Raw genomic sequence first — 15,433 nt, 5'->3', positions numbered from 1 at the left:
CTCCGCGCCGTTCGGCGCTCTTCACGTCTCCACAATATGTGGAAGATGGTTTCCACTTACGTCTAGACTAAGCAGTGATCCCATCGCCGCATTCCGTTTTCACGGAAGTGAGAGAAGAAATGGCCGAGACGACTCAGATCGATGCGCAGCAAGCACCAAACGATTCAGAAGGTGCTGTTTCAGGCAGGCATGACTCTGTCCGCCCGAAGCTGCGTGCGGATGCCGCGGACAATAGGGCGCGCATCCTCGCAGCGGCACGCGAGATCATCGCCGAAAGAGGCATTGAGGTGCCCATGACCGCGATCGCCCGCCGGGCCGGCGTAGGTGCCGCAACGCTCTTCCGCCGCTTCCCTGACCGCCGATCACTCATCGCCGAGGTCTTCGCCACACAGCTGACACATTGCGAATCAGTCCTCGAAGAAGCCGCTGCAGACCCGGACCCCTGGCATGGCTTCTGCACGTTCGTCGAAGATCTCGGCCGGATGCAGATCGAGGACCGCGGGTTCACCGAGGCGTTTCTCTCAGCGTTCTCCGAGGACGCGGGGATCGATGAGAAGCGCCTGCGTGCGGAAGCCGTCTTCGCAGACCTGGTCGAACGTGCGCAGAATTCAGGCGGGCTCCGACCCGAATTCAACCCCAGCGACCTCTTGCTGATCTTCCTGGCCAACGGCGGCATCAGCGAGGCTCCGCCCGAGCATGCTCACGACCTCTCGCGACGACTCATCGCCTATCTGCTGCAGAGTTTCGAGGCGAATGGCCAGCGGGCCGGACGATCACTTCCCGGACCAAGCCGCATGGGGATCGGCGAAGTCTTCGCCGCGCCCCAGTGAGCGTTCAGCCCCAGTGAGCGTTCAACCTCGGTGACCGTTCAGCCCAGGTGAGTGCTCACATCTCTTCGTGGGTCAGCGGGTCACGGTTCTTCATCCGACCGCGCTCTAGACCGGAGATCGCAGCCACCTCGGCGGGAGTGAGAGAGAAGCCGAAGATATCGGCGTTGAGCCTCTGCCGGTCAGGGTTGGCCGACTTCGGGATCGGCAGGCTGCCGACCTCGAGGTGCCAGCGCAGAACCACCTGAGCCGGCTCGACCCCATGAGCCTGAGCCGCCTCGGCAATGGGAGCCTCGTCGAACAGGCCCTGGTCGCGGTACAGCGGTGACCAGGATTCTGTTTGGACGCCGATGGATTTGTGGAAGCTGATGAGCTCGGTCTGCGGGAAGTAGGGGTGGAGCTCGATCTGGTTGACCGCCGGGGTCACCCCGGTCTCCGCGATGAGCTGTTCGAGCATAGGCTCGGTGAAGTTCGATACTCCGATCGAGGTCACGAGGCCGCGTTCGCGCAGCTCGATGAGGCCGCGCCAGGTCTCAACGTACTTGCCTACGCTGGGGTTGGGCCAGTGAATGAGATGAAGGTCGAGGCGCTCGAGTTCGAGCCTGGCCAGAGATTCCTCGGTGCTGGCGATCGTTTCGTCGTAGCCGTGGTGACGACCAGGGACCTTGCTCGTGATGAAGAGCTCGTCCCGACCGACCTTGGAATCGATGACGGCGCGACCGACTTCGCGCTCATTCTCGTAGTTGACCGCGGTGTCGAGGAGTCGGTACCCGTTGTCGATGCCGGCGATGATCGCGCCGATGCCCTCGGCGTCGCGCATGGCGTATGTGCCGAGGCCGATCTGGGGAATGATCGCCCCGTCGTTGAGTTCAAGGGTCGGAATCGCTGAGCTGTGCTCTGAAGTGGACATGCCCCAACCCTATGACCGCCGAGGTGGTTCGTGCCAGGGGTCACGCGGCAGCGAGGTCACGCCGCCGCCTGACTGTGCGGCGGCGAGACACCGGCGGAGCGCCGAGGCCCCTGTGCACACACAACTGCCTCGGCGCTCCACCGGTGTCTCGGTGTGCCGAACTCCTTGGGCTCAGACGACCGCACCCCTAGGCGTCTTTCCGTCGAGGACGTCGATGACGGCTCGAGCTGCCGCGACTCCGGCGCGTTCCCGGGCTTCGAACGTCTGTCCGGCGAGGTGGGAAGTGATGACGACGTTGCTCATCGCCCGCAGCGGGTTGTCCGCCACGAGAGGTTCACGCTGCAGAACGTCGAGGCCCGCACCGGCGATCTCGCCTGCTTTGAGCGCGGCGACCAGCGCTTCCTCATCGACGAGTGACCCGCGGGCCGTGTTGATGAGGATCGCAGAGTCCTTCATCGCTGTGAACGTTGCGGCACCGATGATCGGATCGCCCTTACCCGCACGGCTGTGAAGAGTCAGGTAATCGGCGGCCTTGATCGTCGTGTCGACATCGGCGAACTCGATGCCCGCCGACTGCTCGGAATCTGGATGTGCCGTGGAGACGAGGACACGCATTCCCAGCGCGACACCGAGCGCGGCGATCGCCCGTCCGCTGGGACCGTAGCCGATGATGCCGAGCGTTTTGCTCCGCAGCTCGGTTCCCGCCGCGCGGGGCCATCCGCCATCGGCCACGCCGGGCAGCACGGTGTTGAGCCGGCGGGCACAGGCAAGCATGAGGGCGAGCGCCATCTCGGCAACGGCGTGGTGGTTGACCTCTGGAGTGTTGCACACACGGATTCCGAGCTCAACGGCTGCATCGGTGTCGACGTTGTCGTAGCCGACACCGGCACGGGCGAGGACTTTCAGCGCTGGTGCGGATGCGAGCATGTCGCGGGTGATCGGTTCACTCGCAGCAATTGCACCGACTGCTGACTGGAACAGGTCCCGCTTCTCTTCATCCGTCCGATGCCCACCCGCCGGCGAATAGACCGGTTCGAGACCGCGCTCCCGCAGCATCGCGTCGACGGTGTCGCCTGGGCGGAGATAGTCGGAGGTGATGACGATGCGATTGCTCATGTGTTCGAGGATATCTACGTCTGCGAGGGCGGCGTCTCCGAAGCCAACTGGCGGACCAGACCTGCCGGAGCGGTGTTCCGATAGGAATCGGTGAGCAGCTCACGGACCTCGTTGTTGTCGAGGGCCTGGAGCTCGAGACCGATCCACCCTGTGGGACCCAGATACATGGGGACGAAGGCGTCCGGTCGCTCCATCAGCACCTCGGCGTCCATCGGATCAGGAAGGATGAGCAGCGCTTGCGGATGCTGTTCCATGCCACCCGTGACGAGCTTCCGTGTGCCTCCGAAGTGAGCGAAGATCTTCTTCGTGAAGAACGCGGGCCGCCCATGCGAGACCTTCTCCTGCGCCTCGGGAAGGCTCAAAGCGATCTCCCGAAGGCGCGCCAGCTGAGGGTCGTCATCATCGAACATCTGTGGATGCGCCATGAATTCACACTACGTCGCGTCACCAAAGATGGCTAGGGCGACCAACCATCGTCGAGATACAGATGTTGTGTCGAGACCCGGGTGTGGGCACGTGTCTTTCGATGTAGCACCCGCGTCTCGATTCCTACGCCCCTAACTGTGACCGGTGCACCTCGTCCAGAGTCAGCAGCAAACCATTTCCATGCTCATCAAGGATCTCGAGAGTGCGCATGAGCTGGTGCTGGAAGTCCGGTGTCACCGGTGCTATGTTCTCCGTTTCGGTATTGACACTGCCACCAAATCCCAATGCCGAGAAACTGCCACATTTAACGCGCGTCGACCTCGTGTTAACGGTGTCCATCTTCAGCAGAGCCTCTGGCAGTCGAGCAGTCGTTAATCGATCAACAAAGCCCGGTGTGGCCTGAGCGCCGACCGTCAACCACTGCCGAGAATCCGCAACCTCACGGAAGACTCACAGCATGACCGACTTCCCCACACCACGAGTCCCGGTCACCAGGGTTGCTCTCTCCCCCCTCCCCCCTCCCCCGCACCAGGTCCACTATCAAGGGCACAGGCAAAACCAGTGATCAGGTTCTGCCGATCCGCCAGCAACGGTGGGATCGCGCCGAACGTTGGAGTGAACGGTGACTACTTGGCAGACTCATCAGGAACCGAAGGAATCTCGAACGGCAGACTCCTCAATAACCACTTTCCCAAAACTCGCAAAGACTATTTATAGAAGTTTATAAAGTTTATAGTTTTTATAGAATCCTGTTCCGTTCCATTTTCCAGTCAACGCTCCCACTACGCTTCTAACGTTCAAGACCTTGACCTGTTGAGCGTTGCTGTGGTGGTCGGTAGTGTGATGCCCCCCGCGTCCGGTGGCATATGACCATGCCTCCGATGAATCCCGTCAACATGGTTTTTAAAGGCCTGCTCGATCGCCGCAGCCGCTTGCGAGTCCGCAACCCTCAGCATCTCTAGTCGAGCGCCACGACCGTCACCGTCGGCTCCGGAGCCCAGTTCAGCCCGGCCTACAGTGTTCCGGTTAAACACATCACGGAGGTTCTGCGGCTGAGGTTGCCATTGCGTATCCGGTGCCGGCATCGACAGCATCGAAGCGGTGTTCCACTTGCCCGGAGTCACCCTGTCGAATTTGAACTGCCACGGCGTTGAATCAGCGAATTAATCGAGAACGACTTTCATGGTCCAACCGTTGCCTTCCCGGAAGGGGTGGGCATAATTCCAGCGTGCTGTCGCTTCGCACGCGGCGATGATGAATGCTTCGCGATCACCTCCGACTTCTAAGTGCTGCTTGAAGTGGGCCCCTGCCTCAGCAAGTGATGACACTATCTCGTCATATGGAGCGAATTCGATCCGTCCATCGCTGAGAGGCACCTGCCGGCACTCCCCTGCCCATTCGTAGAATCCATCGAACAGTGCTTGATGGACTGCCTTGGCGTGGTCAACGTCGAACGTCGCAGGGATCTCTATCGCGCCGGACGCAATGTCGACCAGCTGATCCTCCGCGTGCGAGTATTCTGCCTGCTTCCATGCCTCGTAACTCGTGATCTCTGGGATGTTCAACAAAACCCGCTGGTCTTCGTACGGCAAGTACGAGTCCCAGCGGGCTTGCTCCTTAGGAGTGAGCGGAGGCATGTGTCAGAGTCAGCGGGCCGGCGGCAGTCCCTCGAGGCGGCGATACTCCGCCTTGGACAGATCACCCCGGACACGAGCAGCAAGACGGGCGGTGTGCTCACGCTCGGGCTCGCGTCCCTCATGCCAGCTTGACGCAACGATCTGAACAACGGTGTGCACCTGGCGCGGCGTCATACTATCGAAGATCTCCGGCCACTTCGCCTCGAGATCCAGTGGCTTTGTTGGCGCCTGGGTGGCTGCCGTCATGCACTGCGCCCTTCCTCAATAGTTCTACCTGCTATTACTAGCCTACCCCTACGTACCGAAATAAACAGACCCGACGGGAATACGGGACAACCATTCCGGGACATATATTTCGGCACAATGTATTGGCGCTTCCCTGCTGTGCCCCGTAGACGATCGGTTACGGTTCCCCGGATCAGAGCGTGATCGGTGTGGACCCGTATTTCGCCGCGTGTTAAAGTAGTGTCATCAGACATCGTCTCCCTCTGAGCCGCTCGGCTCACGGAGACGATTTTCATTTGCGCGATAATGAGATTCATGCACTTCACAAAGACGTTCAAAGAGCGTGACGACCTGATTGGCGACTTAATTACGGCCGGGTTGAAGGTCCCGGACCGGGGCCGAGCCCTCAGCTTTCTCACCCGAGTGGGTATCACCGGTCTGGCGCATACCGTTATGTGATCCGCGAACTTCTACCGACTGATCAGATCAACGCCACACTGCATGAGTACCGAACGGGCACATACATACCCGGCGCAAACTTCGAGCACGTCATCGCCCTTGAAGCGTTCGATATGAAGGTGGCCCGCATCTGCCTAGATGGGACCTTGGACTTCGAAATTCGCTTGCGGGCTTCGATTGCACACGCGTTATCCAGACTGGATCCAGCTGCACACCTAGACCAAGGCCACCTCGACGCCTCGAAGTGCAATAAACCAATCTCCAAAAAACCATCGTCCCCGACAAAGTTCGAAGCCTGGAAACGCACCGTCGATGAGGCAATAAAGAACTCAAAGCCGGGAGAAGATTTTGTCGCCCACCACCTAGCGAAGTACCCCGGTCAGCCACTTCCGGTCTGGGCCGTAACCGAGATCCTTAGTTTCGGCAGTTTGCCGTATCTCTTCGAACTGATGAAGTCGGCCGATGCCCGTGCTGTGGCCAACGATTTTGGCTTCATGCACCCGGCACCATTCGGGAAAGTGATCCGGGCTGCTGCCGACCTACGAAACTACTGCGCCCACGGTTCACGACTCTTCAACCGACGCTTCAAACGCGAACAATCGATCTCGCAAGGAGACACCGTTGGCCCAATGCTGGATCACATCTCCAAACCTGACTACTCCCTTACTTCGGCGGAGGGTAAACGACTATATGTAAACGCCGCTGTTTTAGCTTTCATGCTTAAGTCACATTCCGAACCGAGTGATTGGCCTGCCAAATTTCGAGATCATATTCGCTCCTTCGGGCTCCCTCTGACTACTCCCTCGGGACATCACGTAGTCACTCCGGAGAGGGACATGGGCTTCCCTGAAAGTTGGCACACCAATCTCCTGTGGCATTAACTTCTTGGCACCCAGCACCAGGATCAGGTAGAAATCACATACCGAAAGAATCTCGTCCCGTATCCGACCGTTACCGGGACTTGCTTCTAGCAGCGGCTCATCACGGTTGAAGGAACACAGACTGTGAGTCGCGGCGGTAAACGGCACGTTTCTCGCGGCACCTAATGGCCGATGAGGGGGAGCCTGCCGAGCTGCCTCTACAACCTCGGGCGTCAATTCGTTAAGGTCGTTCACGGTCTGCACGCGCTCGATCTGGGTGAGTAAACGGTCGACGAGGCGGAAGTTGCCTGCGGTGATCCGGACGATGGTCGCGATGGCGGTTGCGTGGGCGACGCCGCATGGCCCCTCGCTTTTTACGCAGATCTCCTCGAATCAATCCATCGACACTGGCATTGAAAGCTGATAGATTAAAGTAATACACTCTAAAGATAGTCTCAATATATTCTATTCGTTACATTTAGGGAAGTTGCGTTGTGTTTACTCATATATTTTATTCTCATCTTCACGGCGCTTCAGTTCGTGTTTCGATGGATCACCCGCAGCAACAGCAAGATGGTGACTATTATTGCACTGTGAATATCCAATGCGCCAAAGCAGAGGTTGACACTTCAATGAATGCTTACGGCGTTGACCCCTTCCAGGCGATCGAAGCTGCAGTCACTATTGCTCGCGCTCAGGTGAAGCACATGGATCCTGAACTTATTGTTAGCTAAGCAACCCCTTCAAGACTCCGCTAATCATTCGAGCGTCAACTTAGTTTGGAGAGAAAATGAGTTTCACGCCAATTATTTCCACCGCAGCCAGCATCCTACTGATTTTCGGTGGCGCTGGGGGTTCGGCATCGCCTCAAGGTGCCTCTTCCAGCTCTAACGCTTCCAATTTGATCTGCTCAGAGGTTAGAACGGCTGCTGCAGCAGCGGGTGACGTCAAGCCGATGACAGCGAAAGAAACCTGCGAGAACGAATATAAATACAATATCGATAGCTGCAAAAAGCGCTTTCCGGGGAATACTAATGCTGCAAAACAAGACCGAGCGCAATGTTATTCGAATGCAATGAGAGCTTATGCGGATTGCCTTAAGGGTGCGGATTAATGACTCTTCATAAATAGGGCCTGTGAGCTTCGGCGATAATTGGCGGCACCCTTCCATCGCACAGTGAAGGTGCAGGAGCTATATGGTCCCGGCACGTCCTGGTAAGTTTCGAGGATGAGCGATTAGCAGGACCAGAGTTGGCAAAGAGGCGACCATATTTAAGGGCGCACTGCCGAAGACGCAGCCGTCTTCTCGGCTGGTCGAGAGCAACCTTGTACCGTCATCGGCAAGCCGCCAGAACTCACGACCCTTTGGCTCTCTCCGGCAGATGTGTGGTGGGAGCAAAAATAGACGTTAGCGGCACGCCATCATGCACGACGATCCCCTTGCCCTTCACTCTCCCAAATGAGCACGTGCCCTCACCTGTGCCGGCTAGCGACCTGGCCGGTCTTGAGTAGCTTCGATGGCTTGTAGCTGGACTGTGAGTTGATTGAGGTTCTGTTCGAGCATTGCCTGCTGCTGGCCAATAGCCTGAGTCTGAGCCTCAGTTGGTGCGCTACCTGGAGACCTCTCATACTCAAGCCGCGCAGTGAGCGTAGTCAGCACTTCATCGAGAGTGGGAATCAGTGGGTCCCAAAGTCTGTAATCGATTGCTACGTTGCGATCATGGCGGTTGAGATAGTCGGCAGCGTCCCAGAGAATTTCGCGCATCTGGCTTGCTGTAAGGTCTAGTTCTCCGTCATCGACTAGCCGGCGAATTTCGAGAGTCGTGAGCCAGGCGTTTGTGGCAAGGCACAGTGCGTCTGATTCGATAATATGGCCGGCTCCTAGCGTTCTCACGCTCGCTCCATCTTTCCACTTCGGAACGGACCCAAGTGCAGCCCCGAGCGCAGTAATTCCCAGAGCTGCTGGTACTACGACGGGACCGAGTTCTCCCACTGTCGCCATAAGACCAGCCGAGCTGGCGACGAACGCAGTCGACCCGCCATACACTCCACCCATCGGAACGGGATAGCGAACAGTCCACGGCGCGCGAAGGTGTAACCGTGCTCGTTGTTTCCGCGTCGGGTACAGATACCGGGGGTCCGTGATCCTGATGAAATCGAGGGGCGCGCAGTCGAGTGACGAGGAGGTTGAGTACTGCGTGTCCTGACCACCCAGCTCTTCTGCGCCTTCTGGGTCCGCGAAGTAGTGCGCATATCCTTCTGGGGCTGCGCTGCCGTCAGTCCGCATTGGCTGGCTCATCCCTACAAATTGCGGCCTCTTAACGGGCTTGCCCCGACGAGATTCCGGGGCAGCCCATGCCGTATAGGCGTTGCTCCATGCCGTGCGCCACTGTGTGAAGGTGCTCTGCATCCCGAGCATGAGCCTGTCATTATCGTCGTAGAGCATCGTCACTCCCCCATCGGCCGGCCGAGCTGCCCACCTTTTGCGGACACCTGCGGGAACGGCTGGCCCCCGTTGTATGTCGTTTCGAGGCGCTGAACTTCGGCCATGACGGCGGCCGCGATGAATGCACTCATGCTTCGGTAGCCCTCGTGATGTTGGGTTGCGAGTAGTGCCCCGCGCATCCGGTCCGTATCAGTTTACCGCGTCCTCGCGTTCAGCTGGCCCGACAAGAGCGCAAAAATATCACTCTAGATAGCTTATGATTCAACCTGGACGACACTAGTCGTCCTTTCCAATTAAACTTTGAAGGTGATATGAAATCTCGACTTCTCTCGGGCGTGGCTGGTTCAGCTGCCGCCGCGCTGCTCGCCGGTGGGCTGCTGTCAACCAGCACACCAACTCCCGCCTCGGCTACCGATGACACGCTGCCCAACACAGAAGCCCAAGCCACCATCAATACCTACCTCAAGGGTGTTGACACAGCATGGGACACCGGAACCAAAGCACCAGGAACAATATCGCTCACTCCGCAAAGCGGACAGGCCGGCGCAAAACAACCCCTACTCCAACGTTCCGAAGTCCTGGAGCGAGTCGACATCTGGAAAGACGCGGGCCTCGACATCAAGGACACACACACTGAACAAACTCCTGTAGAGGTCACGGAATCAAGCAACAGAATCGAGCTCGTTTCATCAGTGCTGACTACGTGGTCGGTGGTTGATGAAGCAGGCATCGCTGACGAACCGTTCTCGACAGAGTTTCGGAAGGTTGTCCTGACGCGTGCCAATTCTTCAGCCGCGTGGGTCATCATTGAAGATGCTCTCCTACCCGATGACTACTTCGATGATGAAGACAGTCAAACCACAGTCACGACTCCGGTATCAAGCCCGGAAACGGAGTCGAACCCGGATGACACTGTCGTTGATGACGGAGACCCCATCACCGAGCTCGCACCCTTAGGAGAGGGCGCGAGCGAAGAAAAACCTGTAGAAGGTTCCAGCGGCGGAGGGTGGACGATTCCGCCAGTACTGGACCTCCACAAGGGAAAAGTGTCGGTGAATCAGAACAAACTCGACCGGAAGAAGGTCGTTGCTAAGGCGAAGCAGTGGTCAAAGAGCACGAAGATGAGCACCAACTTCCCTAAGTTTAAGAACAACTGTGCCAACCTCGCTTCTCAATCGCTGCGAGCCGGCGGTTGGCAGTACCGAAAGTCAGCCAACCCTCGAGACTTACGCACTTGGGCCCCGAAAAACCTTGTGGGTAAGACCACCAGGACATGGTCGCAAGCTTCCTCGTTGCACATGTTCGTAGCTCTCACAGGGAAGAAACAGCGAAAGGATATTTGGTCGACTAAGCCAGGCGACCTGATCTTCGCTGACTGGGGGCCAAACAAGTACGCAGATGGAAAGATCGATCACGTCATGATTGTGACCGGATCTACCACAGATAAGTACAGGACGTGGCCGCGCATTTCGCAGCAGTCCAATCCCCGCTACAACATCCCTCTCAGTGACCAGGTGAACCGCCAATACCGGGCGGGAGTTCGGAAAATCAAATGGTATCCGATGATAATGGACTGATATGAGCCCTTCCTACATGTCACCAGATAGCGAGCTTTCCACGCTGGGGTTCCTAGTCCTACTCGTTTGCCTTGGATTCGTCGGAGTGACGTTCATTCTTCTCTGCGTGTTCAGGAGTGAAAAATGGAAAATGTACACACTCCTGGGAGCTGTGGCGGCCGCGCTGATCGTAGTTGCAGCTTTCCTCCTCATTGGCCCTGGCACCGTACAGGACAATGAAGCGCAGTGGGCCTGCCCGACAGCACTTCAGGGCATTCAAATTCAGCCAGCTCCGGGCAAAGCGCTTCCCGAGGGGATTGCAGAATGTCGCGATATTTCACAGCGGAATGCTGTGCTGGCAGGGATAGCAACTGCTGCCGGAGTCGCAATCGGGCTAGGAGGGATACTCGCTCGACGACGCCACCATGCACGAAGTGCAACACGATAGATCACTGAACCACAACCGCCAGGGCGCCCCTCACGAGACAGAACTCGCTTTCACGAGCAAATCTGCGGCTTCGCGCCTTCGCGGTTGTTGTTTGCACAGTCGGACACTCGGATGTTCGTCGGCAGTGTGGGTCGACTGTGTACCACTCTCGACGGCTCGGTAGAGCTACGAACTCTACCGATGCACAGATTCGATGAATAGGCATACCCATTTGACGCAACTACAGGCATACTTAAGCCATGACCTTCGCAGCTACCGTGATTCGAGTCTTCATAGCCTCCCCATCTGACACGGCAGACAGTCGCAATGCGGTCGAGACCGCACTCACCAGATGGAACGCGCGGCGCGCTGAAAGCAGCGGGCAAATCCTGTTGCCCGTGCGGTACGAATCGCATGCTGTGCCCACTTACGAAACTGGAACAACAGACGGCCAGGCAGTGATTAACAAGCAGCTCGTCGAAAAGGCAGACATCGTTATTGGTCTATTCGAGAGCAGCTTAGGATCTGCAACGCCTCGGTCGATATCAGGCACGGCAGAAGAACTTGAAGAAGCTCGCGCAGCGGGAATCAAAGTACACGTCTATTTCTCGTCAGCCCCCATCCCGCAGGATCACCTTGAAGAGGCGCAGATCCTCAACGATTTCAAGAAGAGTTTCGCTGGCCTGTATGGAACTTATGCCGACCACGGAGAGCTGGCCGAGCAGATCAACCATGCCATCGACTCGGATGTACCTGAATTCGAAAGCAGCTCTCTCATGGCCGGGCCGAAGGGTAGAGCAAACCCCATAGTCCAGCACATCAACGAACCCATCACTAAGTTCGACAGTAAACAAAGACCGAAGACGCAGAATAAGCACTCGCTCCGCATCGAAAATAAGGGCACGGAGGATGCCGAAAATTTCCGCGTGAAACTCCTTCCCTACGAAGAAGGGGAGTCGGTAGACGGCGTGCTCTGGCACGACCTCTCAGACGAAGCCAGGACACTGTATCCCGGCGACTCAATCGATTTTCGATACGACCTGACTATGGGAAGCCCGAGGAAACTAAAGTATGAGTTGGAGTGGAACGAAGGAGAAGAGTCGTTCAGCCGCAACAACTCAGTGAATCTCGTCTGAGAGCATCACTGAAATAACTACCGCTTCGAATCGAAGTGAACACCGAGGGAGAACATCACACCGCCGATTGGCACCCAAGCGGCTACGCCAGCGTAACCACCTCTGCCTGTGGCGATGAAGTCCGTAGCGAAGGCAGCCACACCGCCAGATGAGAACAATGAGTCTTCCGGCTATTCGGCGAGCGAGCGTGCCCGTCGGTAGAAAGTTGCCCTGGACATTCCGAGATCCCGCGCCGCCTGGGCAGCCGGTTCACCACCGTCGACCAATCGAATCGCATTGCGGATCTGGCTGTCGGTAACCCGGCGCGGTCGGCCCCCGAGGTCAAGGCCGGCATCGCGGCGCTTCTTGATGGAGTCAGTGATTCGTTCACGTTTGATCTCATGTTCCATTTGCGCCAAGGCGGCCATGATCGTAAACAGCATCGACCCCATCGGCGTCGCAGTGTCCACGTCGCCGCCGCCGAGGTTAAGTACCCGCAAGCCGGCGCCACGAGCTCGGAGTTCCTCGGCGAAGGCCAGCATATTCTGCGTCGAGCGGCCTAAGCGATCGAGCGTGGTGATGACAAGAGTGTCACCATCTATGAGCGCCGCGAGTGCTCGATCGAACTCAGGTCGTGAAGCTCGCGCTCCCGAGACTCCGCGGTCGATGTAGAGGTCATCGCGGCGGACGCCGGAAGCGAGGAGATCAGTTTGCTGCCGGTCGGTAGATTGGTCACGAGTTGATACGCGAGCGTATCCGATCAGTTTTGCCATGGGAGTGCTCCAATGTGTCTTATAACTAACGGTCAGTACACCGATTCACCACTCAGGTTACAAGACATAGTTATAAGAATTCCTCTCCTGGCCAACAAGGCTGAAAATTCGCGGAACTCGGCTCGGTCCGAAAGCTCAAAATCGGTGCATTGATGAGACGTCTCTTATCCCTAGGGTTACGAAACACTTGTGGAATTTACGTCGCGGTCTGACCGATCCACGGTAACGCCCCCTGACGACTGGGAGCCTGATCGCAGCCGATACGATCCGCCGTCCGCCGAGAGGTAATAGGGTCAAACTGAGAGTTTCTAAACCACTGACTGCAGAAAAGTGAGAGCCCAATCAGAAACGTCAACTCATGTTGCCCCAAGGTCAGGACTGCTGAGCTGCCTCTGCCGCGTCTAGCTGACGATGAAGCAAGCTCGCCAGGCCTAGGTATTCCAGCGCATGCTGAGGGTCTTCGTCCTGTACCAGTTCATGGGCCTTCGGGTTCCGTACTGCAAGCATCACGCCTCGGAAGATTGACTGGAAGCCCTCTTGTTCGTCCTCGCCGCTCCTACCAGTTGACTTAGCAACGGACAATTTCGGCTCTTTGCCACTGAAAGCTCTGCCCATAAGTTTTGAGCCAGACTCATCGGTGCCAACAAGCTGTCGGACACGCACCTCAAGTGACTTGAATGCCTCGTAGACCGCATTCGAGTAGTGACCGTCGACGAAGAGCGCGCTTGCGGCTTGCGCCACTGCTGGGTGAAACTGCTCAATCGATAGTCGGCGAACAGGTGCCGTGCGTGCGGCCGACGCCTTGCCCCACTTCACCTGTGTATGGTGTAGTCCCTTGGGACCGTAGTCGTTGACGTGCACCTCGGCCGCGAGACGCCGATCAATACCACCCCGCGGATCGGGAATTTCTACAATATCGCCTTCGTAGATCGGCGTTGCAACGTCAAAGAACCCGCTTTCCGCCTGGATCATGGCCTCAGTTTCGGTGCTAATTTCATCCTCGGTACCTTCATTCTGGACTACTACGACCGTTTTCGTACCATGGCTGCGGGCGATTTTCGGCAGTGCCATTCGCATATCACCTTTCAACTCGGATAACTTTGTTTACAACAGTAAACGCAACCCCCTGCTTCAGCCTGGTTTTGGTTACCCGGTAAGGGACTGCGTGGGAAAACTTGTTCGGACAGCCTATTTACGCCAGACAGCCTGTTCGCCGAATTTGCAGCGGAGAATATCAAGTGAGAACGACTGCTCGTGAACTAGTCGGCCTTCGGACCCGAGAGGCCGTGCGGGACCACATGAGCGACACAGTGTTACGCGATATTGACGAGATGTGGATGGACGAGCTATTTCCAGAGGCACCGAAGGATCTGCTGCCAGCAGGCAATGGGGGTCAGCGCGTCACACGTTTCCAAGGGTATCTAGACCAAGTTGACTGGACCTCGCCCAGTCAAGTCGCTCGTGCCGTCAGGGTATTCGAAGTCGCGCTCAGACCTCTGTTCGACCACCCGTGGGCTCCGGATTGGGACACTTCAGCTCACATTGCCCGCCTCAGGAAACTGTTCGCTAGAGACAACTACACTCTTCATGATGAGGGTCACATAACGGGCGGGGAGACTGTCAATCTCGATCATGAGTATCTCGGCGACCTTAGATCGGCAGAGGTGATTTTCGAGCACCTGCGCCGGATCGAGGAGGCTCCAGTTCGAAATGACCCCGCACTGGCTATTGGTTCAGCCAAGGAGCTCGTCGAAAGCACAGCCAAAATCGTCTTACGTGAGCGGGGCAAAAACTTCGACAAGAATGACGACCTGCCCAAATTGGCCGGAATGGCAAGCGATGCGCTAAGTATTCACCCCAAGCAGACCGCAGCTGACAACCAGCACTCTATTCGCAAAATCCTCGGAGGAGCTCTTGCTATTTCCGGTGGAATAGCTGAACTGCGTAACACTCATGGTACCGGCCACGGCCGAGACGCACCTCCCTCCGGCCTCAATCGACGCCACGCACGGCTCGCTGTAAACGGAGCGCGCCTATGGTGCCAGTTCGTGCTGGACACGCTAGCTGACACCAACGCACCGTGGAAGAAGATTGAAGACGATTAAGCCTTCGGCCCATATCCACTTTGCGGCGTGTAAGTCGAGTCTCACACTCCACTAGAGTGACAGCCTTTGCTTAGTACCCGGCATAGCGCCGTGGCGCCTATCAGGTCTGGCCCCGACCTGATTGTGCCTCGTACCCAAGATGTCTCAAGACCCATCGGATACAAGGCGCGAGATGGGCAACTAATGACCGTGACCTCAGTCGCTCTTCTCATGCCGGCTTGGGCAGCACCGCGCATAGAATTCGGCGATCGCGGTAAAGGCAGCTTTTGGTTCCCAGGGCATCTGCGGAAAGGCGGTTCCGTTGTGGCCGTCGAGGACTTTGACGATACTGAGGCTTGCCAGGTCCAGATCCTCGTGGGGGTCACCATCGGGGCGGTGGGGTAGGTTGTCGAGTGCGAAGAGGAAAACAAACGCGCTATCCACCCCCTCGCTATCGAAGACTTCCAGCAAATCGATGATGTAGTCGGCCTGACCGGTCTCGTCGCGTTCATAAACGCCGTTCAAGCGGACAGGTGCGCCTGTCGTCGGGTCGTTTTCGATGATTTCCATGC

The 15,433-nt window shown here is 57.4% G+C and carries 16 protein-coding genes and 1 pseudogene; 7 read left to right on the top strand and 10 right to left on the bottom strand.

The window, feature by feature from the left end; all coding sequences use genetic code 11:
* Positions 1-119 precede the first annotated feature (119 nt).
* Positions 120-830: a TetR/AcrR family transcriptional regulator gene (locus FO013_RS18610; RefSeq protein ID WP_143924060.1), complete on the top strand. Its 711-nt coding sequence runs from the start codon at positions 120-122 to the stop codon at positions 828-830.
* A gap of 55 nt (positions 831-885) precedes the next feature.
* Here FO013_RS18610 and FO013_RS18605 read toward each other — a convergent pair whose 3' ends face one another.
* From FO013_RS18605 to FO013_RS18585, 5 genes are all read right to left on the bottom strand, one after another.
* Positions 886-1,737 carry an aldo/keto reductase gene (locus tag FO013_RS18605; RefSeq protein ID WP_143924059.1) on the bottom strand — a complete coding sequence of 284 codons (852 nt, stop codon included), beginning with the start codon at positions 1,735-1,737 and terminating at the stop codon, positions 886-888.
* A 171-nt stretch (positions 1,738-1,908) separates the two neighbouring features.
* Positions 1,909-2,853 carry a phosphoglycerate dehydrogenase gene (locus FO013_RS18600; protein WP_143924058.1) on the bottom strand — a complete coding sequence of 315 codons (945 nt, stop codon included), beginning with the start codon at positions 2,851-2,853 and terminating at the stop codon, positions 1,909-1,911.
* A 14-nt stretch (positions 2,854-2,867) separates the two neighbouring features.
* Complete coding sequence (locus tag FO013_RS18595; RefSeq protein ID WP_143924057.1) at positions 2,868-3,278, bottom strand: MmcQ/YjbR family DNA-binding protein; 411 nt, start codon at positions 3,276-3,278, stop codon at positions 2,868-2,870.
* Positions 3,279-4,442: 1,164 nt separating this feature from the next.
* Entirely contained in the window at positions 4,443-4,916 is a 474-nt protein-coding gene (locus tag FO013_RS18590) for a Fic family protein (RefSeq protein WP_143924056.1), read from the bottom strand.
* A 9-nt stretch (positions 4,917-4,925) separates the two neighbouring features.
* Entirely contained in the window at positions 4,926-5,162 is a 237-nt protein-coding gene (locus FO013_RS18585; protein ID WP_143924055.1) for an antitoxin VbhA family protein, read from the bottom strand.
* 416 nt (positions 5,163-5,578) lie between these two features.
* Here FO013_RS18585 and FO013_RS18580 point away from each other — a divergent pair.
* The 3 genes and pseudogenes from FO013_RS18580 to FO013_RS18570 all read left to right on the top strand — a co-directional run.
* Positions 5,579-6,481, top strand: a pseudogene (locus FO013_RS18580) (Abi family protein); the annotation flags it as partial.
* A 473-nt stretch (positions 6,482-6,954) separates the two neighbouring features.
* Positions 6,955-7,194 (top strand): DUF6968 family protein, encoded by a 240-nt coding sequence (locus FO013_RS23335; RefSeq protein WP_395949992.1) that lies wholly within the window; start codon positions 6,955-6,957, stop codon positions 7,192-7,194.
* Between the two features lie 56 nt (positions 7,195-7,250).
* Entirely contained in the window at positions 7,251-7,574 is a 324-nt protein-coding gene (locus tag FO013_RS18570) for a hypothetical protein (RefSeq protein ID WP_143924053.1), read from the top strand.
* Between the two features lie 372 nt (positions 7,575-7,946).
* On the opposite strand, the gene FO013_RS22470 is transcribed toward FO013_RS18570, so the two are convergent.
* Both FO013_RS22470 and FO013_RS22465 read right to left on the bottom strand, forming a co-directional pair.
* Positions 7,947-8,354, bottom strand: a complete 408-nt coding sequence (locus FO013_RS22470; protein ID WP_186293203.1) for a hypothetical protein — start codon at positions 8,352-8,354, stop codon at positions 7,947-7,949.
* A 554-nt stretch (positions 8,355-8,908) separates the two neighbouring features.
* A complete protein-coding gene (locus tag FO013_RS22465) occupies positions 8,909-9,085 on the bottom strand; it encodes a ParB family protein (RefSeq protein ID WP_186293202.1) in 177 nt (58 codons plus the stop codon).
* A gap of 132 nt (positions 9,086-9,217) precedes the next feature.
* On the opposite strand from FO013_RS22465, the gene FO013_RS18560 reads away from it, so the two are divergent.
* Both FO013_RS18560 and FO013_RS18555 read left to right on the top strand, forming a co-directional pair.
* Entirely contained in the window at positions 9,218-10,483 is a 1,266-nt protein-coding gene (locus FO013_RS18560) for an amidase domain-containing protein (RefSeq protein ID WP_143924052.1), read from the top strand.
* 666 nt (positions 10,484-11,149) lie between these two features.
* Positions 11,150-12,025, top strand: coding sequence for a DUF4062 domain-containing protein (locus tag FO013_RS18555; protein WP_143924051.1), 876 nt, complete (start codon positions 11,150-11,152; stop codon positions 12,023-12,025).
* Positions 12,026-12,195: 170 nt separating this feature from the next.
* Here FO013_RS18555 and FO013_RS18550 read toward each other — a convergent pair whose 3' ends face one another.
* Entirely contained in the window at positions 12,196-12,777 is a 582-nt protein-coding gene (locus FO013_RS18550) for a recombinase family protein (protein ID WP_143924050.1), read from the bottom strand.
* Between the two features lie 372 nt (positions 12,778-13,149).
* Positions 13,150-13,848, bottom strand: a complete 699-nt coding sequence (locus tag FO013_RS18545; RefSeq protein ID WP_186293201.1) for a TIGR02391 family protein — start codon at positions 13,846-13,848, stop codon at positions 13,150-13,152.
* A 227-nt stretch (positions 13,849-14,075) separates the two neighbouring features.
* Between FO013_RS18545 and FO013_RS18540 the strand changes: the two genes are divergently transcribed.
* Positions 14,076-14,882 (top strand): abortive infection family protein, encoded by an 807-nt coding sequence (locus FO013_RS18540; protein ID WP_143924048.1) that lies wholly within the window; start codon positions 14,076-14,078, stop codon positions 14,880-14,882.
* A 195-nt stretch (positions 14,883-15,077) separates the two neighbouring features.
* Here the strand turns inward: FO013_RS18540 and FO013_RS18535 are convergent.
* The coding region (locus tag FO013_RS18535; RefSeq protein WP_222103676.1) for an NUDIX hydrolase at positions 15,078-15,433 on the bottom strand (356 nt) is incomplete at its 5' end.

It is taken from the genome of Brevibacterium aurantiacum (assembly GCF_007558825.1).
GTDB lineage: Bacteria > Actinomycetota > Actinomycetes > Actinomycetales > Brevibacteriaceae > Brevibacterium > Brevibacterium aurantiacum_A.
Note: the sequence above shows the minus strand (reverse complement) of the source record. Positions and strands in the feature narration are given on the sequence as shown.